The 20,845-nt window shown below is 69.4% G+C and carries 18 protein-coding genes and 2 tRNA genes; 5 read left to right on the plus strand and 15 right to left on the minus strand.

Translation table 11 applies throughout. From position 1 onward, the window contains the following. Positions 1–9: 9 nt before the first annotated feature. The 4 genes from IE066_RS03730 to ppsR all read right to left on the minus strand — a co-directional run bounded on the left by IE066_RS03730 (position 10) and on the right by ppsR (position 1,653). Positions 10–85, minus strand: a tRNA-Glu gene (locus tag IE066_RS03730). 35 nt (positions 86–120) lie between these two features. Beyond that, positions 121–196: transfer RNA gene (locus IE066_RS03735), tRNA-Ala, on the minus strand. A gap of 43 nt (positions 197–239) precedes the next feature. Beyond that, entirely contained in the window at positions 240–746 is a 507-nt protein-coding gene (locus IE066_RS03740; protein WP_189447012.1) for a DUF1249 domain-containing protein, read from the minus strand. 85 nt (positions 747–831) lie between these two features. Continuing rightward, a complete protein-coding gene (ppsR, locus tag IE066_RS03745; RefSeq protein WP_189447013.1) occupies positions 832–1,653 on the minus strand; it encodes a posphoenolpyruvate synthetase regulatory kinase/phosphorylase PpsR in 822 nt (273 codons plus the stop codon). 130 nt (positions 1,654–1,783) lie between these two features. Here ppsR and ppsA point away from each other — a divergent pair, with 130 nt between their 5' ends. Next, on the plus strand, positions 1,784–4,156 hold the full coding sequence (gene ppsA, locus IE066_RS03750) for a phosphoenolpyruvate synthase (protein ID WP_189447014.1): 2,373 nt from the start codon (positions 1,784–1,786) through the stop codon (positions 4,154–4,156). 74 nt (positions 4,157–4,230) lie between these two features. Here the strand turns inward: ppsA and IE066_RS03755 are convergent, their stop codons facing one another. The 10 genes from IE066_RS03755 to IE066_RS03800 form a co-directional block, all read right to left on the minus strand. Beyond that, on the minus strand, positions 4,231–5,226 hold the full coding sequence (locus IE066_RS03755; RefSeq protein ID WP_189447015.1) for a tetratricopeptide repeat protein: 996 nt from the start codon (positions 5,224–5,226) through the stop codon (positions 4,231–4,233). Beyond that, entirely contained in the window at positions 5,226–5,672 is a 447-nt protein-coding gene (locus IE066_RS03760) for a cytochrome c-type biogenesis protein (protein ID WP_189447016.1), read from the minus strand. The genes IE066_RS03755 and IE066_RS03760 overlap by 1 nt, the downstream gene beginning before the upstream one ends. Continuing rightward, entirely contained in the window at positions 5,662–6,213 is a 552-nt protein-coding gene (locus IE066_RS03765; RefSeq protein WP_189447017.1) for a DsbE family thiol:disulfide interchange protein, read from the minus strand. The genes IE066_RS03760 and IE066_RS03765 overlap by 11 nt, the downstream gene beginning before the upstream one ends. Beyond that, the gene (locus tag IE066_RS03770; protein WP_189447018.1) at positions 6,210–8,168 is read right to left on the minus strand and encodes a heme lyase CcmF/NrfE family subunit; all 1,959 of its coding nucleotides are present in this window, start codon (positions 8,166–8,168) and stop codon (positions 6,210–6,212) included. Before IE066_RS03770 ends, IE066_RS03765 begins: the two co-directional genes overlap by 4 nt. A gap of 11 nt (positions 8,169–8,179) precedes the next feature. Then, positions 8,180–8,698 carry a cytochrome c maturation protein CcmE gene (gene ccmE / locus IE066_RS03775; protein ID WP_189447019.1) on the minus strand — a complete coding sequence of 173 codons (519 nt, stop codon included), beginning with the start codon at positions 8,696–8,698 and terminating at the stop codon, positions 8,180–8,182. Further along, positions 8,695–8,865 (minus strand): heme exporter protein CcmD, encoded by a 171-nt coding sequence (ccmD, locus tag IE066_RS03780; protein WP_189447020.1) that lies wholly within the window; start codon positions 8,863–8,865, stop codon positions 8,695–8,697. The genes ccmE and ccmD overlap by 4 nt, the downstream gene beginning before the upstream one ends. Further along, positions 8,862–9,611 (minus strand): heme ABC transporter permease, encoded by a 750-nt coding sequence (locus IE066_RS03785; protein ID WP_189447021.1) that lies wholly within the window; start codon positions 9,609–9,611, stop codon positions 8,862–8,864. Before IE066_RS03785 ends, ccmD begins: the two co-directional genes overlap by 4 nt. A 75-nt stretch (positions 9,612–9,686) precedes the next feature. Then, the gene (gene ccmB, locus IE066_RS03790) at positions 9,687–10,376 is read right to left on the minus strand and encodes a heme exporter protein CcmB (protein WP_189447022.1); all 690 of its coding nucleotides are present in this window, start codon (positions 10,374–10,376) and stop codon (positions 9,687–9,689) included. Beyond that, positions 10,373–11,017 carry a heme ABC exporter ATP-binding protein CcmA gene (gene ccmA, locus IE066_RS03795; RefSeq protein WP_189447023.1) on the minus strand — a complete coding sequence of 215 codons (645 nt, stop codon included), beginning with the start codon at positions 11,015–11,017 and terminating at the stop codon, positions 10,373–10,375. The genes ccmB and ccmA overlap by 4 nt, the downstream gene beginning before the upstream one ends. A gap of 32 nt (positions 11,018–11,049) precedes the next feature. Further along, positions 11,050–11,535, minus strand: coding sequence for a DUF3293 domain-containing protein (locus IE066_RS03800; protein ID WP_189447024.1), 486 nt, complete (start codon positions 11,533–11,535; stop codon positions 11,050–11,052). 55 nt (positions 11,536–11,590) lie between these two features. Between IE066_RS03800 and IE066_RS03805 the strand changes: the two genes are divergently transcribed. Both IE066_RS03805 and IE066_RS03810 read left to right on the plus strand, forming a co-directional pair. After that, entirely contained in the window at positions 11,591–12,739 is a 1,149-nt protein-coding gene (locus IE066_RS03805; RefSeq protein WP_189447025.1) for a pyridoxal phosphate-dependent aminotransferase, read from the plus strand. Positions 12,740–12,749: 10 nt separating this feature from the next. Next, positions 12,750–13,577: an amidohydrolase gene (locus IE066_RS03810; protein WP_189447026.1), complete on the plus strand. Its 828-nt coding sequence runs from the start codon at positions 12,750–12,752 to the stop codon at positions 13,575–13,577. A 12-nt stretch (positions 13,578–13,589) separates the two neighbouring features. Here the strand turns inward: IE066_RS03810 and IE066_RS03815 are convergent, their stop codons facing one another. Then, positions 13,590–14,993, minus strand: coding sequence for a GntP family permease (locus tag IE066_RS03815; protein WP_189447027.1), 1,404 nt, complete (start codon positions 14,991–14,993; stop codon positions 13,590–13,592). Between the two features lie 160 nt (positions 14,994–15,153). On the opposite strand from IE066_RS03815, the gene IE066_RS03820 reads away from it, so the two are divergent. Further along, complete coding sequence (locus IE066_RS03820) at positions 15,154–17,388, plus strand: TonB-dependent receptor (RefSeq protein WP_189447028.1); 2,235 nt, start codon at positions 15,154–15,156, stop codon at positions 17,386–17,388. Positions 17,389–17,525: 137 nt separating this feature from the next. Next, positions 17,526–20,837: a hybrid sensor histidine kinase/response regulator gene (locus tag IE066_RS03825; RefSeq protein ID WP_189447029.1), complete on the plus strand. Its 3,312-nt coding sequence runs from the start codon at positions 17,526–17,528 to the stop codon at positions 20,835–20,837. The last annotated feature ends 8 nt before the right edge of the window (positions 20,838–20,845 follow it).

The following is a 20,845-nucleotide window of genomic DNA, read 5'->3' on the forward strand; positions in this document are numbered from 1 at the left end:
TTCGAAGAGTGGCGTCCCCACGGGGATTCGAACCCCGGTCGCTACCGTGAAAGGGTAATGTCCTAGGCCTCTAGACGATGGGGACGTCGTGGTTGTCGATGAATCGACGAACCGGAACGTTGGTGGAGCCAGCCGGGATCGAACCGGCGACCTCTACAATGCCATTGTAGCGCTCTCCCAGCTGAGCTATGGCCCCACGCGCTGGAGAGCCGGCATATTAGGGAGCGGACATTGGTCCGTCAAGCGTTATCTACGACTTCTTCACGATCTTCAATCGGGATGGGGCCGTCGAAGCGCAACGTCGACGTGTCGTGTCCGCGCTCGCCCAGGTATTGCAGCCATTTGCCGAGGAACGTGTTCATCCTCATGCGGTGACCAAGCAGCCGTTCCGGCGTCGGATTCAGGCCGATGACGTCCTGCCAGCGACGGCCGACATAGCAGTGCGTCGCCTCCGCCTGCCGGGCGTCGTGATAGAGGCGCACGTAGGCGGACGGATCGGACTCGCCCGTAACCGGGTCCTGCATCGCATACGTGAGCCGGATCTCGGTGGTGTACGGGTGCTGGCCGATCACGTCGACGCGCAGCGGCACGCCGTCGCCGAGGTCCGAGATCCACCGGCCTTCGCGTAGCCCGCGGATATCGAAAAGCCGCGCGAGGCGGCCGTGGTTCTCGGCATACAGGGCCATCAGCCAGGCGAAGCGGCCGAGGCGCGGGACGAGGCGTTTGCGGGCGGCGAGCTGGGACATGGATCGACTCTACACGCCGCCTGTCCACGCCGGTGCGACGGTGCCCGACCCGTTCAGCGGCGGACACGCGCCGCCGTGGTACGGCTCAGAACATCTCGCGCTGCAGGCCCAGCGTGGTCAGCACCTTGCTCGCGATTTCCTCGATCGACGTGTGCGTCGTGCTGAGGGTCGGGATGCGCTCGGCGCGGAACATCGCCTCCGCCGCGGCGACTTCTCGCCTGCACGTTTCCAGCTGCGCGTAGCGCGAATTCGGGCGACGTTCCTGGCGTATCTGCTGCAGCCGCGCCGGGTCGATCGTCAGCCCGAACAGCTTGTTGCGGTACGGGCGCAGCCGCGGCGGCAGGCGGTCGTGCTCGAGGTCTTCCTCGGTGAGCGGGTAGTTCGCCGCCAGCACGCCGTAATGCAGCGCGAGGTAGATGCACGTCGGCGTCTTGCCGGCGCGCGACACCGCCACCAGCACGACGTCGGCATCGGCGTAGTCCAGGCTCTGGCCGTCGTCGTGCGTCAGCGTGAAGTTGATGGCGTCGATGCGGCGGTGGTAGCGCTCGAAGTCGACCATGCCGTGGGCGCGGCCGATGTGGCGCTGGCGGATCTGCCCGAGCTCACGCTCCAGCGGCTCGATGAAGGGCGCGAACACGTCGAGCATCAGCGCGCCGCTCTCGACCAGCGCCGCACTGATCTCGGGATCCACGCACGAATTGATCACGATGGGTCGGACACCATGCCGCGCGCCGGCCTCGCGGATACGGGCGACGGTCTCGCTCGCCCGTTCCAGCGTATCCACGAACGAGATGCGGGTGCTTTCGAAGCGCGTCTCGGTGAACTGCGTCAGCACACTGTGGCCGATGGTCTCGGCCGTGATACCGGTGCCGTCGGAGACGTAGAAAACGGGGCGAAGCTCGGTCATCGGCGTGCACGCTGGGCGGTGGCGGAACCAGAAAACCCCGGCAAATCAAGCTTGTATGCGCGGGTCGCAGCGGCGATCATATCCGTAATCGCCGGCGATTCGCGCCCGGAAATCCTCCTCGGAGAAGGTCTTGAACGAGAACATCCTGTGGTTGAACGCGCTGCGCCTGTCGGACCTGGCGCGCGTCGGCGGCAAGAATTCCTCGCTGGGCGAGATGATCGGCAACCTCGCCGGTCTCGGCGTGTCCGTGCCCGGCGGTTTCGCGACGACGGCCGAGGCCTTCAAGGCGTTCATCGCGCACAACGACCTGCACCAGCGCATCTTCGACCGGCTGGCGACGCTGGACGTCGAGGACGTGCAGGCGCTGACGGCCGCCGGCGGCGAGATCCGCGGCTGGGTGATCGACGCGCCGCTGCAGCCCGACCTCGACCGTGAGATCCGCGAGGCCTACCGGCAGCTGTGCGCCGAGAACGGCGGCGGCGACGTGGCCGTGGCGGTGCGTTCGTCGGCGACTGCGGAAGACCTTCCGGACGCGAGCTTCGCCGGGCAGCAGGAGACCTTCCTCAACGTGACCGGCGAGGACGACGTCGTCCACAAGGTGAAGGAAGTGTTCGCCTCGCTCTACAACGACCGCGCGATCGCCTATCGCGTGCACCACGGCTTCAAGCACGAGGACGTGTTCCTCTCGGCAGGCGTGCAGTTGATGGTGCGCTCGAACGTCGGTTCCTCGGGCGTGCTGTTTACGCTGGACACCGAGTCGGGCTTCCGCAACGTCGTGTTCGTCACCGCGAGCTACGGCCTCGGCGAGATGGTGGTGCAGGGCGCGGTGAACCCGGACGAGTTCTACGTCTACAAGCCCACGCTGCGCGAGGGGAAGAAGGCGATCCTGCGCCGCACGCTCGGCGCCAAGCAGTTGCGCATGGTCTATTCCGACGTGCCGGGCGAGCGCGTGCGCACCGAGGAAACGCCGGCCGAGCTGCGCAACCGGTTCTGCGTGACGGATGCGGACGTCGAGGAACTGTCGAAGCAGGCGCTGGTCATCGAGCAGCACTACGGCCGCCCGATGGACATCGAGTGGGCGAAGGATGGCGTCAGCGGCAAGCTGTTCATCGTGCAGGCGCGCCCGGAGACGGTGAAATCGCGGGCGCATGCAACGCAGATCGAGCGTTACCAGCTGATGCAGCGCGGCAACGTGGTCTGCGAAGGCCGCGCGATCGGCCAGAAGATCGGCACCGGCGTCGCGCGCGTGGTGCGCAACCTCGAAGACATGCACAAGGTGCAGCCGGGCGACGTGCTGGTCGCCGACATGACCGACCCCGACTGGGAGCCGGTGATGAAGCGCTCGGCGGCGATCGTCACCAACCGCGGTGGTCGTACGTGCCACGCGGCGATCATCGCGCGCGAACTGGGCGTGCCGGCCGTGGTCGGCACGGGCAACGCGCTCGACACGATCAAGGATGGCCAGCAGGTCACCGTGAGCTGCGCCGAGGGCGACACCGGCTTCATCTACGAGGGTGAGCTGCCGTTCGACCGCAACGTGGCCGACCTCGAGCACATGCCGCCGGCGCCACTCAAGGTGATGATGAACGTCGCCAACCCCGAGCGCGCCTTCGATTTCGCGATGCTGCCGAACGCAGGCGTCGGCCTTGCGCGCCTGGAGATGATCATCGCCAGCCACATCGGCGTGCATCCGAAGGCATTGCTGGACTACGACAAGCAGGACGCCGAGACGAAGAAGAAGATCGACGCGAAGATGGCCGGCTATTCGAGCCCGGTCGACTTCTACGTCGATCGCCTCGCCGAGGGTATCGCGACGATCACCGCATCGGTCGCGCCGAACCCCGTGATCGTGCGCCTGTCGGACTTCAAGTCGAACGAGTACGCGAACCTGATCGGCGGTGCGCGCTACGAGCCGCACGAGGAGAACCCGATGATCGGCTTCCGCGGCGCGAGCCGCTACGTCGATCCGTCGTTCGCGGCCGCATTCGCGCTGGAATGCCGCGCGGTGCTGAAGGTCCGCAACGAGATGGGGCTGAAGAACTGCTGGGTCATGATCCCGTTCGTCCGCACGCTGGACGAGGGCCGCAAGGTTGTCGAAGTGCTGCGCGCCAACGGACTCGAGCAGGGCAAGGACGGCCTGAAGGTCATCATGATGTGCGAGGTGCCGTCGAACGCGCTGCTGGCGGAAGAGTTCCTCGAGATCTTCGACGGCTTCTCGATCGGCTCGAACGACCTCACGCAGCTGACGCTCGGCCTGGATCGCGACTCCGGCATCGTTGCGAACCTGTTCGACGAGCGCGACCCGGCAGTGAAGAAGCTGCTGTCGATGGCGATCCGCACCGCGCGCGCCAAGGGCAAGTACGTCGGCATCTGCGGCCAGGGCCCGAGCGACCATCCGGACCTCGCGCAGTGGCTGATGGAGGAGGGCATCGAGTCGGTGTCGCTCAACCCCGACACCGTGGTCGACACCTGGCTGCGCCTGGCGAAGGCCAAGGCGTCCTGATCGTGGCCGGATGAGAAAAAGCCCCGCTTCGGCGGGGCTTTTTCATGCGCGACGCGTTCGCGATGCGGAGGCGATCAGGGCCGCGCGTGGTCGATCAGGAGTTCGACTTCGCCGCTCGAAGCGGTTTCGACCGGCTTGGATTCGAGGTCGCCCGCCTGTGCATTGGCGACGCCGGTGCGCGACACGCGGGCAAGTACTTCCACGCGCGCCAGTTGCGAGAGGCGGCGCGTGGGCATCGGGCTATCGGCATCGGACAGGCGGACGGTTGCCGGCAGGTCGGACAGCGCGATCCGCTTGGCGGCCACCGGCATCGGCATGCCGCCCGGCTCGCGCGCGAGCACGAACACCGCCGCATCTGCCGGCAGCTGCTCGCGCAGGGCCGGCGTGATGTCGAGCTTCACCAGCAATGAAGTCGCGGCGGGCAGTTCATCGGCTGTGAGTGCCGGCAGGCCCGCGTCGCGCCGTGCCGAATCGATCTGCGCGCGCAGCGGCCCGGCGGTCCCCGGCTCGACGTCCGCGAGCAGCGCCTGCCAGGTGGCGGCCGCCTCGGCGGGCTGGCCGCCCTGGCGCTGCGCGACTCCCATGAACCAGCGCGAGCGCTGGTGCTTCGGGTCGATCGCTAGCGCCTTGCGCAACAGCGCGACGGCTTCGTCGTCGAAGCGTCGATCCTTCGCGGCGAAGGCGCGCGCCTCCGCCGCCTGTGCCAGCACATCGGCGTCATTGGGCGCGTAGCGCGCGGCCTGCTCGAAGGCGCGCGCCGATTCGACCAGCCGGCCCTGCGCGCGGTAGGCGTCGGCGAGCAGACGCCAGCCTTCCGGCTGGTCGGGCTTGCGTGCGAGTTCCGCTTCGAGGCGCTCCATCGCGCCGGCGAGCGTATCGGGCGCGCGCACGTTCGCCGGGTCGAGCGCGGCGGGCGTGCCGACCAGAAGATAGAGCGCGGTGACGACCACCAGCATCGCGCCGGCCAGTAGGCCACCGAGGGTGGGGCTGCGGCGGATCAGCGGCCAGAACGCCAGCACGAGCGCCACGAGGCCGAGCGCCAGGGCCGCGGCGATGAACCCGTACGTCATTACCAGTCCCCGGATTCGTCGTCGGAGGGCGCGGCAGCGGGGGCCGCCTGCGAGCGCTGTCGAACGATGCGCCAGACCAGGCCGCCACCGGCGAGCAGCACCAGCACGGGGCCGAACCACAGCAGCCACGTCGCCGGCCCCACGTGGGGACGGTACAGCACGAACTCGCCGTAGCGGTCGACGAGGAAGCGGCGGATCTCGTCATCGCTGCGGCCGTCGCGGATCAGCTGCAGGATCTCGCGCCGCAGGTCGACCGCGATCTGCGCATCCGAATCGGCGATGGACTGGTTCTGGCACATCACGCAGCGCAGCTCGTTCGTCAGCGCGTGGAAGCGTGTTTCCTCGACCGCGCTCTGGAACTGCAGCGGGCGGCGGTCGGCGACCTGCGCGAGCGCGCTGCCGGCGATCAGCAGCGCGGCCACCAACGTGAGCAACCTACGCGCCATGTTCGGTATCCAGCGCCTGCAGAAGCGGAAGCACTTCGTCACGCAGGATCGCATCGGTCAGCGGCCCGACGTGCTTCCAGCGGATGCGGCCCTCGGCGTCGATGAGGAACGTTTCCGGTGCGCCGTAGATGCCGAAGTCGATCGCCGTATTCCCGGGCTCGTCGGCCAGCACCAGCCAGTACGGGTTGCCGAACTGCTCGAGCCAGCGCAGGGCGTCCTCGCGCGCGTCCTTCCAGTTGTAGCCGACCACCCGCACGCGCTTGGTCTCGGCGAAGCGCGTGATCACCGGGTGCTCGTCGCGGCAGGCCGGGCACCAGCTGCCCCAGACGTTGAGCAGGTAGGGCGCACCGCGCAGCTCGGCGGCGGTCACGGTGCGATCGGGCTGGTGCAGCACCGGCAGCGCGAAGGCGGGCGTCGGCTTGCCGATCAGCGGAGATGGCAGGGCCTCGCGGTCGGGGCGGCGGCTCATCCACACGCCGGCGGCGAGCAGCAGCGCGAGCAGGCCGAAGACGGCGAGGGGAATCCAGCGCGCGCGGGTCATGTCGAGGCTCCAGCGGTGGCAGCAGGCGCGCCGTCGGCGACGATGCGACGCGTGCGGAAACGGCGGTCGAACGCGGCGGTGATGCCGCCCAGCGCCATCAGCAGCGCGCCCAGCCAGATCCAGCGCACGAAGGGCTTCACGTGCACGCGCACGGCCCAGGCCTCGCCGCCGAGCGACTCGCCCAGCGCGAGGTAGAGATCACGCGTCGCGCCGGGAATGATCGCGGCCTCGGTCATGACTTGGCCGCCGCTGGCGTAGCTGCGCTTTTCCGGATGCATGGTGTCGATCACGCGATCGCCGCGGCGGACCACGACGGTGCCGCGGTCGGCGCTGTAATTCGGGCCCTGGAAGTGCTTCACGCCTTCGAAGCGGAAGCTGTAGCCGCCAAGCTCCACCGACTGCCCGGTTCGCAACGCCAGCTCGTGCTGCTGCGCCAGACCTTCCACGAGCAGCGCCCCGGCGAGGAAAACGCCGAGGCCGGCGTGGGCGAGGATCATGCCGGTCATCTCTCCGGTGAAGCGGCCGCCGTTGCGCGCGCGCTGGAGGACGAAACGCAGCGTGCCCAGCAGTACCCAGGTCGCGCCGAGAACACCGAGCGCTGCCTTCCAGCCGCCCTGCGGCAACATCAGGAAGGTCGCGACGCCGCAGATCAGTGCGAGCACCGCGAGCGGCGCCAACAGGCGCGCAGGGCGCGACGCCTCTTCGCGCTGCCAGCGCGTCAGCGGCCCGAGCGGCAGCAGCAGCGCCAGCAGGCCCATCAGCGGGATGAAGAACGCGGCGAAGTAGGGCGGCCCGACCGAGATCTTGCCGAGCTCGAGCGCGTCCGCCAGCAGCGGATACAGCGTGCCCAGCAGCACCATCGCGCAGGCGGCGCTGAGCAGCACGTTGTTCACCAGCAGCAACGTGTCGCGCGAGAACAGGGCGAAGTAGCGGCCCCGCGTCGCCGGTCCCTCGGGCGCCTTCAGTGCGTAGAGCAACAGCGAGCCGCCGACCACGATGCCGAGGAAGATCAGCACGAACGTGCCGCGCGATGGATCGGCGGCGAACGCATGCACGCTGGTCAGCACGCCCGAGCGCACCAGGAACGTGCCGAGCAGCGACAGCGAGAAGGCGGCGATCGCGAGCAGTAGCGTCCAGCCGATGAAACCGCCGCGCTTTTCCGTCACCGCCTGCGAATGGATGAGCGCGGCGCCCGCGAGCCACGGCATGAACGACGCGTTCTCGACCGGATCCCAGAACCACCAGCCGCCCCAGCCCAGCTCGTAGTACGCCCACCACGAGCCGAGCGCGATACCGAAGGTCAGGAACGCCCAGGCGATGTTCGTCCAGGGCCGCGTCCAGCGCAGCCAGCGGTTGTCGACATTGCCTTCGAGCAGCGCGGCGATCGCGAAGGCGAACGGCACCGCAAAGCCGACGTAGCCGGCATACAGCATGGGCGGATGAATGATCAGCCCCGGGTCCTGCAGCAGCGGATTGAGATCGCGCCCCTCGGCGGCCGCCGGCAGCAGGCGCTCGAACGGGTTGCTGGTGAAGATCAGGAAGGCCAGGAAGCCGACGGCGACCACGCCCATGACGCCGAGGACGCGCGCGACGACGTGGCGCGGCAGCGACCGCGAGAACGCGGCGACGGCGCCCGTCCACAGCGCCAGCACCAGCGCCCACAGCAGCAGCGAGCCCTCGTGCGAGCCCCAGACCGCCGAGAAGCGGTAGGCCATCGGCAGCAGCGAGTTGCTGTTCGACGCAACGTAGCGGAGCGAGAAGTCCTGCGTCACGAACGCATGGGTCAGTGCGACGAAGGCGAAGCCCAGGCACAGCAGCTGCGCGTACGCGGCGGGTCGGGCGACGTCCATCCACGCCACGATCCCGCGTTGCGCGCCCACCAGCGGGAGCAGCGTCTGCACGCAGGCGACGACGAGGGCCAGCAGCAGCGCGAACTGGCCGAGTTCGGGAAACATCGGCGGCCCCGCTACTGCGACGCGCCGACGGGCAGCGCGGCGCCTTCGGCAGGCGCGGCATCGGCCGAAGCGCCGTTGGCGACGTCATGCTTCTTGTGCGCCTTGCCCATCTTGTCCGCGACTTCCTTGGGCATGTAGGTCTCGTCGTGCTTGGCCAGCACCTCTTCTGCGACGAAGCGGTCGCCCCGCATGCGGCCGGTGGCGATCACAGCCTGGTTCTCGCGGAAGAGGTCGGGGAGGATTCCGGTGTAGACGACGGGCATCACGCGATCGCCGTCGGTGACCGTGAAGTGCGCTTCCATCGAGCCCTCGGCGCGCTTGAACGAGCCGCCGGCCACCATGCCGCCGAGGCGGAACTTGGTGTCGCCGCCGCGCACCTGCGCGCCTGCCTGGCCGCCGAGCACTTCGGAGGGCGTGTAGAGATAGGCGACGTTGCGCTGCAGCGCCATGGCGACGAGCGATGCGGCAAGGCCTGCGCCCAGCACGAGCGCGAGGATCCAGAGCATGCGGCGGCGGCGGATCGGGTTCATTGCACTTCCATGGAACGTTTCGGGCGCGCGCGGGCGGCGTCGCGCGACTGGCGCCGCCGCGCGGCGCGCAGCTGGCGGAGGATCTGCAGCCGGGTGGAAACGAAGTCCCAGCCCAGCACGATGGCGAACACCGCATAGGCGGCGATGACGTAACTGGCGTAGCTCATCGGCCCGCCCCCGCCACGTCGGCCACCCAGGCCTTGCCGGCCTCGCGGCGAAGGTTGTCGGCGCGTGCACGCGCCAGCAGCTGGCCGACGAACCAGATATGGGTGCCGACGACCATCCAGATCAACGGACCGCGCATCGAGGCATCCATCGACGACTCGCCGAACATGCGGATGGTCTGGCCCTGGTGCAGCGAGTTCCACCACACCACGGAGTACCGGATGATCGGCAGCAGCACCACGCCGACGATCGCCAGGAACGAGGCGGCGCGAGCAGCGATCCGGCGGTCGTCTATGGCGGCGTAGATGCCCATGACGCCGAGATAGAGGAACAGCAGGATCAGCTCGGTGGTGAGGCGCGGGTCCCAGTCCCACCAGGTGCCCCACATCGGCTTGCCCCAGATCGAGCCGGTCAGCAGGGTGATCAGCGTGTAACCCGCGCCGATCGGCGCGCAGGCCATGGCCAGGATCTCGCACAGCTTGATGCGCCAGATAAGCGCGATCGCGGCATAGAAGGCCATCGCCGCGAACACCGCCATGCTCATCCACGCGGACGGCACGTGGATGTAGAGGATGCGGAAGCTGTCGCCCTGCTGGTAGTCGGCCGGCACCTGGAACAGCGCACCGTACAGCCCCGGCAACATGACCAGCAGGCCGAGCGCGTAGGCCCACGGCGCCCAGCGCGCCGCGAAGCGGTCGAAGTAGGGCGGCGAGCCGAGTTGGTGGAACCAGCGGACCAGCGGATTCATCTGAGCGTCGTGGCGTGCGGGGCAGTGTCCCGCGACGGCGCGGGCAGGCGCTTGATCTGACTCAATTGACGGGCCTCAGTTCAGCGCGATGCGCAACGCCGCGGCGGCAGCGAGCGGGGCCAGCAGCAGGCTGGCGACGAGCCCGGCGCCGAGCAGCAGCAGTGCACCGTTCGGATCGAGGCCCTGCGAGGCGGCGACGACGCTTCCTGCGCCGAACACCAGTACCGGCACGTACAGCGGCAGCGCCAGCAGGGCCACAAGTATACCGGAGCGCTTCATCCCGACGGTCAGGGCGGCGATCACCGCTCCGATCAGGCTCAGCAACGGCGTGCCCAGCGCCAGCGAGGCCATCAGGACCGGCAGTTGCGACGACGGCAGGGCCAGCAGTTGCCCGAGCAGCGGGGTGGCGACCAGCAGCGGGACGGCGGTCGTCGCCCAGTGCATGGCGGTGCGGACCAGCACGAGCCACGGCAGGGGGACCGGCGCGAGCATCCACTGCTCCAGCGAGCCGTCCTCGGCGTCGCCGCGGAAAAGACCGTCCAGCGACAAAAGCCCGGCCAGCAGTACCGCCAGCCAAAGCACCGCGCTGGCGACCTTCGGCAGCAGCTGGTCCTCGGCGCCGAGCGCGAGCGCGAACAGCACGACCACCAGCACGGCGAACAGCGCCGGCTGGAGGACGTCGCTGCGGCGGCGCCAGACCAGCTGCAAATCGCGCCGGACCAGCGCCGAGGCGGCGCCGGCGAGGCTGGCATTACGGGCGATCATGCGGCCCGCTCCAGCTGCAGCAGGCGCGTGCGCACCGGCGGTGCGGCGTAGGCGCCATGGGTGGTCAGCAGGGTCGCGCCGCCCTCGTCGAGATGGCTGCGGATCAGCCGGTTGACCAGCTCGATGCCCTCGAGGTCGAGGTTGGCGTAGGGCTCGTCCAGCAGCCACAGCGGGCAGGGCGCGAGCCACAGGCGCGCGAGGGAGAGGCGCTTGCGCTGTCCGGCGGAAAGCTGGCGCGCGAGCTGGTCCTCGTAACCCGCGAGCCCGACGAGCTCCAGCGCCGCCTCCGCCGTCGATGCGTCGCGCCGGCCTTGCAGGCCGCCCAGGTAATCGAGGTTCTCGAGCGTCGAAAGATCGCCCTTGAGCCCCGGCAGGTGGCCGACGTAGCCCAGCACGCCCGCGCGCTCGGCGGGCGTGGCGAGCTGGCCGGCGATCCGGACTTCGCCAGCGTCGGCACGCAGCAGGCCGGCGAGCACGCGCAGCAGGGTGGTCTTGCCGGCGCCGTTCTCGCCCTGGACCAGCAGGGCCTCGCCGGTGTCGACGGACAGGTCGAGCGGCCCGAAGACGGGCTCGTCGTCACGCGAGAAGCGCAGACCGGTGGCCTCGAGCAGCGGCGGGGTGGACGTCGGGGAGTCGGGCATCGGCGCTTACGACGGCCGGTGGCCGATCGCGCTCATTCTATCCAGTCGACATGCGGCAGGTCCGCGCCGTCGGGGCGCGGCATCAGCATGTGCAGGCGGACGGGCTCGGCCGCACGCCAGGCGAGGATGCCGGCCTGGGCGAAATCGCGGCCGATCGCGTCGGCGCGCTCCGCCGTCAGCCCGGCGACCAGCCAGCCCGCCTCGCGATGGCCGCCGTCGGGCGCCTGCGCCCAGGTGCGGCGGTACGGCGCGCCGGTCGCGTCGAGCCGCGCGACCAGCGCATCGTCCGAGCGCGTGTTCTCGACCAACGGCTGCGATTCGGCATCCGGGTTCCACGCGGTGATGAAGGCGTACTCCGACGCGGGCAGCCGCTCCTCGATCTCGGGCACGCACTCGCCGACACCGAAGTCGAGCGGCTCGCCGCCGAGCTCGGCGTGGTAACGGGCGCTCGCGAAGGCGCGCGCCAGCGCGACCGGATCGTCCTGCCGCGCATCGTCCTGCGTCCCGTTCCCGCTCATCCCGTCCTCCGCGTCGCTTACGTAAACTCGTGGCCCCTTCGACACGGCCCGCGCGATGACGCCCGAGACCAAGCTGCCCAAGGTCGGCACGACCATCTTCACCGTGATGTCGCAGCTCGCGCTCGAGCACGGCGCCGTGAACCTCGGGCAGGGCTTTCCCGATTTCGACGTGCCCGCGCGACTGGTCGAGGCGCTCGACCGCGCGATGCGCGAGGGTCGCAACCAGTACTCGCCGATGACGGGCGTGCCTCCGCTGCGCCTCGCCATCTCGAACAAGACCGAGCGCTGCTACGGATACCGGCCGGATCCTGACGCCGAAGTGACGGTCACCTCCGGCGCGAGCGAAGCCATCCTCGACGCCGTGCACGCGGTGGTGCGCCCGGGCGACGAAGTCATCGTTCTCGACCCCTGTTACGACTGCTACGAGCCGGCGATCGACCTCGCCGGCGGCGTCGCGGTGCATGTCGCGCTCGATCCGGAAACGTTCGCGCCCGACTGGGCGGCGATCCGCGCGGCGGTTACGCCGCGCACGCGCATGATCATGACCAATTCGCCGCACAACCCGTCCGGCGCGATGTGGACGGCCGACGACATGCGCCAGCTGATCGCGCTGCTCGACGGCACCGGCATCTACCTGCTGTCGGACGAGGTCTACGAGCACATCATCTTCGACGGTCGCCGGCACGAGTCGGCGCTGCGCTATCCCGAGCTGCGCGAGCGTGCGTTCGTGGTGTCGAGCTTCGGCAAGACCTACCACTGCACGGGCTGGAAGGTCGGCTACTGCATCGCGCCGCCGGCGCTCTCGGCCGAGTTCCGCAAGGTCCACCAGTACAACACTTTCTGCACGTTCACCCCGGCGCAGTTCGCGTTCGCCGAGATGATCGAGGCCGAGCCCGAGCACTACGAGCAGCTTGGCGCCTTCTACGAGGCCAAGCGCGACCGTTTCCGCGAGCAGCTGCTCACCACGAAACTGCGCCCGCTGCCGGTGCCGGGCGGGTACTTCCAGCTGGTCGACTACTCCGCGATCAGCGACCTTCCGGACGCCGAGTTCTGCCGCTGGCTGGCGATCGAGAAGGGCGTGGTGGCGATCCCGCTGTCGCCGTTCTACGGCGTGCCGCCCGCCGGCCAGCGCCTCGCGCGCCTGTGCTTCGCCAAGAACGAGGCCACGCTCGACGCGGCGATCGCGCGCCTGCAGGCACTTTGACGAGGACCCCATGTCGACCGAATACGCCGTCACCGAGATCCGCACCCCGCTGCGCGTGAGCCTGGTCCAGGGCGACACCCGCTGGCACGACCCGGACGCCAACCGAGAGTACTACGGCGACCTCATCGGCTCACTGCACGGCATCACCGACCTGGTGGTGCTGCCCGAGACCTTCACCAGCGGCTTCTCCAACGAGGCGATCGACCGTGCGGAGACGATGGACGGCCCGACCGTCGAGTGGATGCGCGGCCATGCACGCGACCTCGATGCGGCGATCACCGGCAGCGTGCAGTTGCGCACCGATGCCGGTGTCAGCAACCGCCTGCTGTTCGTCACGCCCGACGGCGAGGTGCGCTACTACGACAAGCGCCATCTGTTCCGCTATGCCGGCGAGCACGAGCGCTATGCGGCCGGCCGCGAGCGCCTGACGCTCGAGTGGCGCGGTTGGCGGATCTGCCCGATGGTCTGCTACGACCTGCGCTTTCCCGTGTTCTCGCGCAACCGCTACGACGTCGAGCGCAAGGGCGATCTCGATTACGACCTGCTGATCTACGTCGCCAACTGGCCGGGCGTGCGTGCACATGCGTGGCGCACGCTGATGCGCGCCAGGGCGATCGAGAACCTCTGTTACACGGCGGCCGTCAATCGCGTCGGCACCGACGGCAACGGCCTGGTGTATGCGGGCGACAGCGCGGTGATGGATTACCTCGGGAATCCCGTCAGCGAGTGCACGGACATGGAGGTCGTCAGCACCACGACGCTGTTCCTCGAGGAACTCCGCGCGCACCGCGAGCGCTTCCCAGCGATGCTCGATGCCGACCGCTTCGAGCTGCTCTGAGCGCGGCCGGCCTCAGACGAGGCCGGTGAGGTAGTACAGCCCGATGACGACCGCGACCGCCGCGGTCTTGATCAACGTCACCGCGAAGATGTCGCGGTAGGCCTGGCGATGGGTGAGCCCGGTGACGGCGAGCACGGTGATCACCGCGCCGTTGTGGGGGAGGGTGTCCATGCCGCCGGAGGCCATGGACGCCACGCGGTGCAGCACCTCCATCGGTATGCCCGCGGCATCGGCCTGCGCGATGAACTGCTCGGCCATCGCGGCCAGCGCGATGCCCATGCCGCCGGAGGCGGAGCCGGTGATGCCGGCGAGCGAGGTCACCGTGACCGCGGTGTTGACCAGCGGATCGGGGATCGACGACAGCGCGGTGGACACCACGAGGAACCCCGGCAGCGCCGCGATGACGGCGCCGAAGCCGTACTCGGACGCGGTGTTCATCGACGCGAGCAGCGCGCCGGAAATGGCCGCGCGGCTGCCCTCGACGAATCGGGTGACCACGGGCCGCCAAGCCAGCAGCAGCACGCTCGCGATGCCGATCAGCAGCGCGCCTTCCACCGCCCAGATGCCGGCGACCTTCGCGGTTTCCTGCACCACGGGCGCGGCGTCGCCGATCACGGCGGGATCGAAGCTGCTCGACTCGCCGTAGAAACGCGGAATCCACGCGGTGAAGAGCCGGTTCGACACGCCGACCAGCACGAGCGGCAGCAGCGCGCTCCACGCGCTGGCGAGCCTGTCGCCCGAGAACGACGCGGGCTCGTTCACCAGCGTCGCCGGATCGCCATAGCCTTCGCCGGCCGCCGCGGCCTTGCGACGGCGCGATTCGAGGTAGAGCAGGCCCACGATCAGGATGAACACGCCGCCCAGCGTGCCGAGCACCGGTGCGGCCCACGCGGTCGTGCCGAAAAACGTGGTGGGGATGATGTTCTGGATCTGCGGCGTGCCCGGCAGCGCGTCCATGGTGAAGGTGAACGCACCGAGCGCGATCGTGCCTGGAATCAGGCGTTTGGGAATGTCGCTCTGGCGGAACAGCTCGGCGGCGAACGGATAGACCGCGAACACCGCGACGAACAGCGACACGCCGCCGTAGGTGAGCAGCGCGCAGACCAGCACGATCGACAGGATCGCGCGCTTGGCGCCGACCAGGCGGATGGTCGCGGCGACGATCGAGCGCGAGAAACCGGATAGCTCGATGAGCTTGCCGAACACCGCGCCCAGCAGGAACACCGGGAAGTAGAGCTTGAGGAAGCCCACCATCTTGTCCATGAACAAGCCGGTGAACATCGGCGGCACGAGCGCGGGATCGGTGAGTAGCACCGCGCCGAGTGCGGCCACAGGCGCGAACAGGATCACCGAATGGCCGCGGTAGGCCACGTACATCAGGAAGGCCAGCGCGGCCAGCACGATCAGGAAGGCCATCACGGCTCTCGTCCCCGGAGTGGCGGCCAGTATCCGCACGCCCGCCGGCCGGGGCATTGTCCGAAGGTACATCTGCCGGCCACGCTTGACCTCGCCTAACGTGCGGCGCATCACGGCCCACCGCGCCGTGCGATCACATCGTTCACCGGGGAGTTCCGCGATGCGCAAGAACGTCAGTCGTACCCACCTGTGTCTCGCCATCGCCTGCGCGCTCGCCGCGCCCGCGGCGTGGGCGCAGGACGCCAGCGCATCGGGGGATGCCGGCACCGAAACCGCCAGCAGCGACCGCGCGCTCGACCGCATCACCGTCACCGCGCGCAAGCGCGAGGAGACGCTGCAGGAAGTGCCGGTCGCCGTCACCGCATTCACGCCGGAAGCGCTGGACAAGCTCAACGTGCGCGACCTGTCCGACCTCGACGCGCAGGTGCCGAACCTGACGATCTACGCCGCGCGAGGCTCCAGCAGCGCCGCCACCGTCTACATTCGCGGCGTCGGCCAGTCCGACACGCTCTGGGGCGTCGATCCCGGCGTAGGCATCTATCTCGACGACGTCTACATTGCCCGCCCGCAGGGCGCTCTGCTCGACGTGTTCGACGTGGAGCGCATCGAAGTGCTGCGCGGCCCGCAGGGCACGCTGTACGGCAAGAACACGATCGGCGGCGCGATCAAGTACATCTCCAAGGGTCTGCCCAAGCAGCTCGACGGCTTCGGCTCGATCACGGTCGGCAACTACAACCAGCTCGACGTGAAGGCCGCCGTCGGCGGGCCGATCGGCGGCGAGGACAGCGGCCTCCGCGGTCGGGTGTCGGTCGCCAGCATGAACCGCGACGGCTTCGGCACCAACCTGTACAACGGCCAGGACGTCAGCGACAAGGAAATAAATGCGGCCCGCTTCGAGCTGGGCGCGTTCGCCGGCGAGAACTTCGACGTCCGCTTCGCCTTCGACTGGATGGACGACCAGTCCGGCGTGCGCGGCGCGAAGATGCTGGCGCCCAATCCGCTCTCGCCCGCGTATCCGCCGATGGACGACCGCTACGACATCCGCAGCGGCATGGGCAACGTCAACGACACGCTCATGAAGGGCGCATCGATGACGGTGAACTGGGACCTCAATGACGACTTCAGCCTGAAGTACGTGCTGGCCAAGCGCGAGTCCGACACCGAGACCACCATCGATTTCGATACAACGCCGCTGCCGCTGGTGGACGTGCGCGCGTTCTACAGCGACCAGCAGGTCAGCAACGAGCTGCAGCTCAACTACGACGCCGGCGGTCGCTCGCGCGGCGTCGCGGGCGTGTACTGGTTCGATGGCGATGCCGGCGGCCAGGTGCTGAACTACTTCTACAACCCGCTGCTTCCCGTCTCGCTCACCAACCCGCTGTTCGGCGACACGCAGGGTTACGTGAACACCAGTTCAATCGCGGTCTACGCCGACTGGACGTTCGACCTCACGGAGCGCCTGACGCTGGACGTGGGCGCGCGCTACACGGACGAGGACAAGCACGCGGTCGCGCTCAATCGCTTCTACACCAGCAACAGCTACACGACGTCCTGGGGCACCGCGGCAAATTTCGACAAGACGGTCAACTTCAAGAACGTCTCCCCGAAGGTCTCGCTGGACTACCGGATCTCGGACGAGGTGATGGTGTACGGCCTCGCGTCGCGCGGCTTCAAGTCGGGCGGCTACAACATCCGCGCCAACACGACGTCGGTGCCGCGATCCGGCGAGCCCTTCGACGACGAGTCGGTCGACAGCTACGAGATCGGCAGCAAGATGTCGCTGGCCGACAACACGCTGTTCCTCAACCTTGCCTACTTCCACAACAAGTACAAGGACATCCAGCTCTCGGTCTTCACCTCGTACACGCTGCCGAACGGGAGCCAGAGTTTCTTCGGCGACTTCACCAACGCCGGCCGCGGCACCGTGCAGGGCGTCGAGGCCGAGTACCAGTGGTTGCCGAACGAGCACTGGGTGATCAGCGGCAATCTCGCCTGGCTGGATGCCAAGTACGACGAGTTCCTCGATGCCGGCGTCAACGTGGCCGCGAACCAGCGCTTCACCAACGCGCCGGAGTTCTCGGGCGCGCTCAACGTCGAATGGCGCACGGCGCTGGCGAACGGCGGGAACTTCTCGGCGCGCGTGGGCTACGCCTACCAGAGCGAGGTGTGGCCGACGACGGACCTCAGCCCGGCCATCCGCCAGGACGGCTATGGCCTGCTCAATGCCGGCGTGATCTGGCGCGCCAACGACGCCTGGTCGTTCTCCCTGCAGGGCTCGAACCTGACCGACGAGTCCTACCGCACGACGGGCTACAACATCGCCGCCTATGGCGTGCTGACCGGCTTCTACGGCCCGCCGCGCCAGTACTCGTTGACCGCGCGCTACGACTTCTGACCGAACCAAGGGCGGTCGGACCACGGCGGCGGGCTAGGGCCCGCCGCCGTCTTTACGTCAAGCAGGGTGCAGTGGGTAAGCTGGCCGTAGACGGGGCGGGTGGGGCGCAGGTCCATGGTCGATCGGAGTGACGTGCGGTGCTGAACGCGGGCATCGTCGCGACCGCGAGCCTGGGTTGGCTCGCCCTGATGTTCATGGCGGCGCTGCAGGCCGAGCGGCGGCCCGCCTTGGCCGCACGCCACTGGCGCATCGTCTACGCGCTGTCGCTGGCGGTGCACTGCACGTCGTGGACGTTCTACGGCACGGTGACGCAGGCCGCGCGCTATGGCTGGCCGGTGCCGCCCACCTTCGTCGGCGCGATCCTGCTCTACGCGGTCGGCATCGGCGTGATGCTGCGTCTCGCGCGTCTCGCGCGCGACACCAATGCCGCGTCGCTCGCGGACCTCATCGCCACGCGGCTCGGCAAGGACGCATGGCTGGCCGCGACGGTCACGCTCGTGGTCGCGCTCGGCCTCATTCCCTACATCGCGCTGCAGCTGAAGGCGGTCGCGATGAGCTTCTCGATCCTGTCCTCGGGCAGCGTCGCGGGCGCGGCGGCACCGTGGCGCGACAGCGCGCTCTACGTCGCGATGGTGCTGGCGGCGTTCGCGATCCTGTTCGGCACGCGGCGCGCCGGGGCCACGGAACACAACCGCGGCCTGGTGTTCGCCATGGCGCTGGAATCCGTGTTCAAGCTCGGCGCGATGCTCGCCGTCGGCGCATTCGTGATGTTCGGCCTCGACGCCGCGCCTGCCGCGGCGCCTGTCGCGCCCCCGTTGCCCGGCAGCTTCGCACCGCTCGCGTTCCTCGGCGCGCTGGCGATGTTCATCCTGCCGCACCAGTTCCACGTCGCGGTGGTCGAGTGTGTGGACGAGCGCCATATACGCACGGCGCGCTGGCTGTTTCCGCTCTACCTCGTGCTGATCGCGCTGCCGGTGCTGCCGCTCGCGCAGGCGGGCACGCGCCTGCTCGGCGACAGCGTGCCGTCCGACCTCTACGTGCTCGCGCTGCCGCTGTCGCAGGGGCAGAGCGCGCTCGCGCTGCTCGCATTCCTCGGCGGCCTGAGCGCGGCGACGGGTATGGTCGTGGTCAGCACGCTCAGCCTGAGCCTGATGATCGGCAACCACTGGTTCGCGCCGGGCCTGCTGCGTGGTGCGTGGAACCGCAACCGCAACGGTGACCTCAGCGGCAATGTACTGGCCTTGCGCCGCACCGGCATCGTCGTCGTGATGCTGCTGGCGTGGGCGTACAGCCGGGTCATCGCTGGCAGCGAGGCGCTGGCGGACGTCGGCGCGGTGTCCTTCTCCGCGCTCGCCACGCTCGCGCCGGCACTCGCCTTCGCCGTGTGGCGGCCGCAGACGCCGGCGCGCGCGGCGCTGGTCGGCGTACTGGTGGGTTTCGCGGCGTGGGCGTGGATCCTGGTCGCGCCGACGCTATCTAGCGCCGGGTGGCTGCACGCCGGTCCATTCGGACTCGCCTGGCTGTCGCCCGACGGTTTCTTCGGCCTCACCGGCTGGTCGCGACTGGGACGCGCGGTGGGCGCGAGCCTGTTTCTCGGCGCAAGCACGACGCTGGTGCTCGCGGCCTCGTGGTCGGCGGCGCCGCGGCGCGCCTACCTGGGGCTCGACGCGGCGACGCTACGCGCGGCGGCCGTGCGCTTCCTGCCGCGGGAGCGCGTCGCCGAACTGCTGCGCGACGGCAGCGGCACGGGGCCCGTCAGCGCCGAGGTCGAGGCCCGCGTCGAGCGCGAGCTCGCCGGCGTTCTCGGTTCGGCGTCCGCCCGCGTGCTGCTCGATGCGGCGCGGCGCGAATCGCGCGATCTCGAAACGGTCGCGACCATCGTCGGCGAGGCCTCGGCCGACCTTCGCTTCAACCAGCGTGTCCTCGAAGCTGCGTTACAGAACATGAGCCAGGGCATCAGCGTGGTCGATGCCGGCTTGCACCTCGTCGCGTGGAACCGCCGCTACGCCGAACTGTTCGGTTTTCCCGACGAGCTGCTGCAGGTCGGCCGCCCGATCGCCGACCTTGCGCGTTACGCGATGCCGCGCGCGGGCCTCGGCGGCGACCTCGATCGCGCGCTGGACCGCCGCCTGGCGTTCATGCGCGCCGGCACGCCGCATCTGTCCGAGCGCGTGCTGCCGGACGGAAGCATCATCGAGATCCGCGGCAACCCGATGCCGGGCGGTGGCTTCGTCGCCACCTTCACCGACGTCACCGCGTTCCGCCGCGCGCAGGCGGGCCTTCTGCTCGCCAACGAAACGCTGGAGCAGCGCGTCGCCGAACGCACCGCCGAGCTGCAGGTCGCCACGCGCGAGGCCGAACGCGCCAACCATGCAAAGAGCCGCTTCCTCGCGGCGATCGGCCACGACCTCATGCAGCCCCTGCATGCCGCGCAGCTTTTCACCGATGCGCTCGCCGACGGCGTCGGCGCCGCCCGGCAGCCCGCCGTGCGACAGATCCGCGGCGCGCTGGATTCGACCGCGGACCTGCTCACCGGCCTGCTCGACATGTCGCGGCTGGAGGCCGGCGGGCTCGTGCCGCAGCCGCGCGCGTTCGCGCTCGCCGACGTGCTGGAGCCACTCGCCTCGGAGTTCGGCGCGATCGCCGCCGCACGCGGCCTGCGCTTCCGCTTCGTCGGCACGCGCGCCTGGGTCGATACGGACGCGCAGCTGCTTCGCCGCGTGCTGCAGAACTTCCTCGCCAACGCGATGCGGTACACGAACGCGGGCACGGTGCTGCTGGGCGTGCGCCGCGACGGCGACGGCCTACGCATCGAGGTGCACGACACCGGCCCCGGCATCGAGCCCGACAAGCAGCGCGCGATCTTCGAGGAGTTCCGGCGTGGCGAGGATGCGGTGGGGCAGGGATTGGGCCTCGGTCTGTTCATTGCCGAACGCATCGCCACGTTGCTGGGCGCGCCGATCACGCTGCGCAGCCGTCCCGGGCGGGGCACGACGTTCGCGTTGCGCATCGGTCGTACCGCGGCGCCCGTCAGCCAGCCCGAAGCTCCGACCGCGCTCGCCAGCGCACGCGTGCTGGTGCTGGACAACGACCCGGTCGCACTCGAAGCGGCCTGCGCGCTGCTGCAGCGCTGGGGCTGGGGCGTCGTGCCCGCGCGCGACCGCGATGAGGCCCTCGCAGCCTGCGAGCGCGCGGCGCCGTCGCTCTGGCTTTTCGACTATCACCTCGACGCAGGCGACACCGGCCCCTGTGTCGCGGAGGCGCTGACGCAGCGCTTCGGCCGGCGCCCGATGGTGGTGATGAGCGCCGACGCCAGCGCCGAAGTGCGCAGTCGCGTGCTGGAGGCGGGCGGCCTGCTGCTGCCCAAGCCGCTCAAGCCGCTCGCGCTGAAGTCGATGCTCGACCGGATGCTCGTCGCCGAGCGTCACATCGCGTCGGCGACCGACTGACGCGGTTG

It is taken from the genome of Cognatilysobacter xinjiangensis, assembly GCF_014651995.1.
GTDB lineage: Bacteria > Pseudomonadota > Gammaproteobacteria > Xanthomonadales > Xanthomonadaceae > Cognatilysobacter > Cognatilysobacter xinjiangensis.

Excerpts from the sequence above, each read along its gene's own strand:
- IE066_RS03800 (WP_189447024.1), bottom strand. The coding sequence starts at position 11,535 with ATGAGCGGGAACGGGACGCAGGACGATGCGCGGCAGGACGATCCGGTC.
- IE066_RS03805 (WP_189447025.1), top strand. The coding sequence starts at position 11,591 with ATGACGCCCGAGACCAAGCTGCCCAAGGTCGGCACGACCATCTTCACC.
- IE066_RS03785 (WP_189447021.1), bottom strand. The coding sequence starts at position 9,611 with ATGAATCCGCTGGTCCGCTGGTTCCACCAACTCGGCTCGCCGCCCTAC.
- IE066_RS03740 (WP_189447012.1), bottom strand. The coding sequence starts at position 746 with ATGTCCCAGCTCGCCGCCCGCAAACGCCTCGTCCCGCGCCTCGGCCGC.
- ccmD (WP_189447020.1), bottom strand. The coding sequence starts at position 8,865 with ATGAGCTACGCCAGTTACGTCATCGCCGCCTATGCGGTGTTCGCCATC.
- IE066_RS03765 (WP_189447017.1), bottom strand. The coding sequence starts at position 6,213 with ATGACCCGCGCGCGCTGGATTCCCCTCGCCGTCTTCGGCCTGCTCGCG.
- ccmA (WP_189447023.1), bottom strand. The coding sequence starts at position 11,017 with ATGCCCGACTCCCCGACGTCCACCCCGCCGCTGCTCGAGGCCACCGGT.
- IE066_RS03755 (WP_189447015.1), bottom strand. The coding sequence starts at position 5,226 with ATGACGTACGGGTTCATCGCCGCGGCCCTGGCGCTCGGCCTCGTGGCG.
- IE066_RS03810 (WP_189447026.1), top strand. The coding sequence starts at position 12,750 with ATGTCGACCGAATACGCCGTCACCGAGATCCGCACCCCGCTGCGCGTG.
- ccmE (WP_189447019.1), bottom strand. The coding sequence starts at position 8,698 with ATGAACCCGATCCGCCGCCGCCGCATGCTCTGGATCCTCGCGCTCGTG.
- IE066_RS03770 (WP_189447018.1), bottom strand. The coding sequence starts at position 8,168 with ATGTTTCCCGAACTCGGCCAGTTCGCGCTGCTGCTGGCCCTCGTCGTC.
- IE066_RS03815 (WP_189447027.1), bottom strand. The coding sequence starts at position 14,993 with ATGGCCTTCCTGATCGTGCTGGCCGCGCTGGCCTTCCTGATGTACGTG.
- IE066_RS03760 (WP_189447016.1), bottom strand. The coding sequence starts at position 5,672 with ATGGCGCGTAGGTTGCTCACGTTGGTGGCCGCGCTGCTGATCGCCGGC.
- IE066_RS03820 (WP_189447028.1), top strand. The coding sequence starts at position 15,154 with ATGCGCAAGAACGTCAGTCGTACCCACCTGTGTCTCGCCATCGCCTGC.
- ppsR (WP_189447013.1), bottom strand. The coding sequence starts at position 1,653 with ATGACCGAGCTTCGCCCCGTTTTCTACGTCTCCGACGGCACCGGTATC.
- ccmB (WP_189447022.1), bottom strand. The coding sequence starts at position 10,376 with ATGATCGCCCGTAATGCCAGCCTCGCCGGCGCCGCCTCGGCGCTGGTC.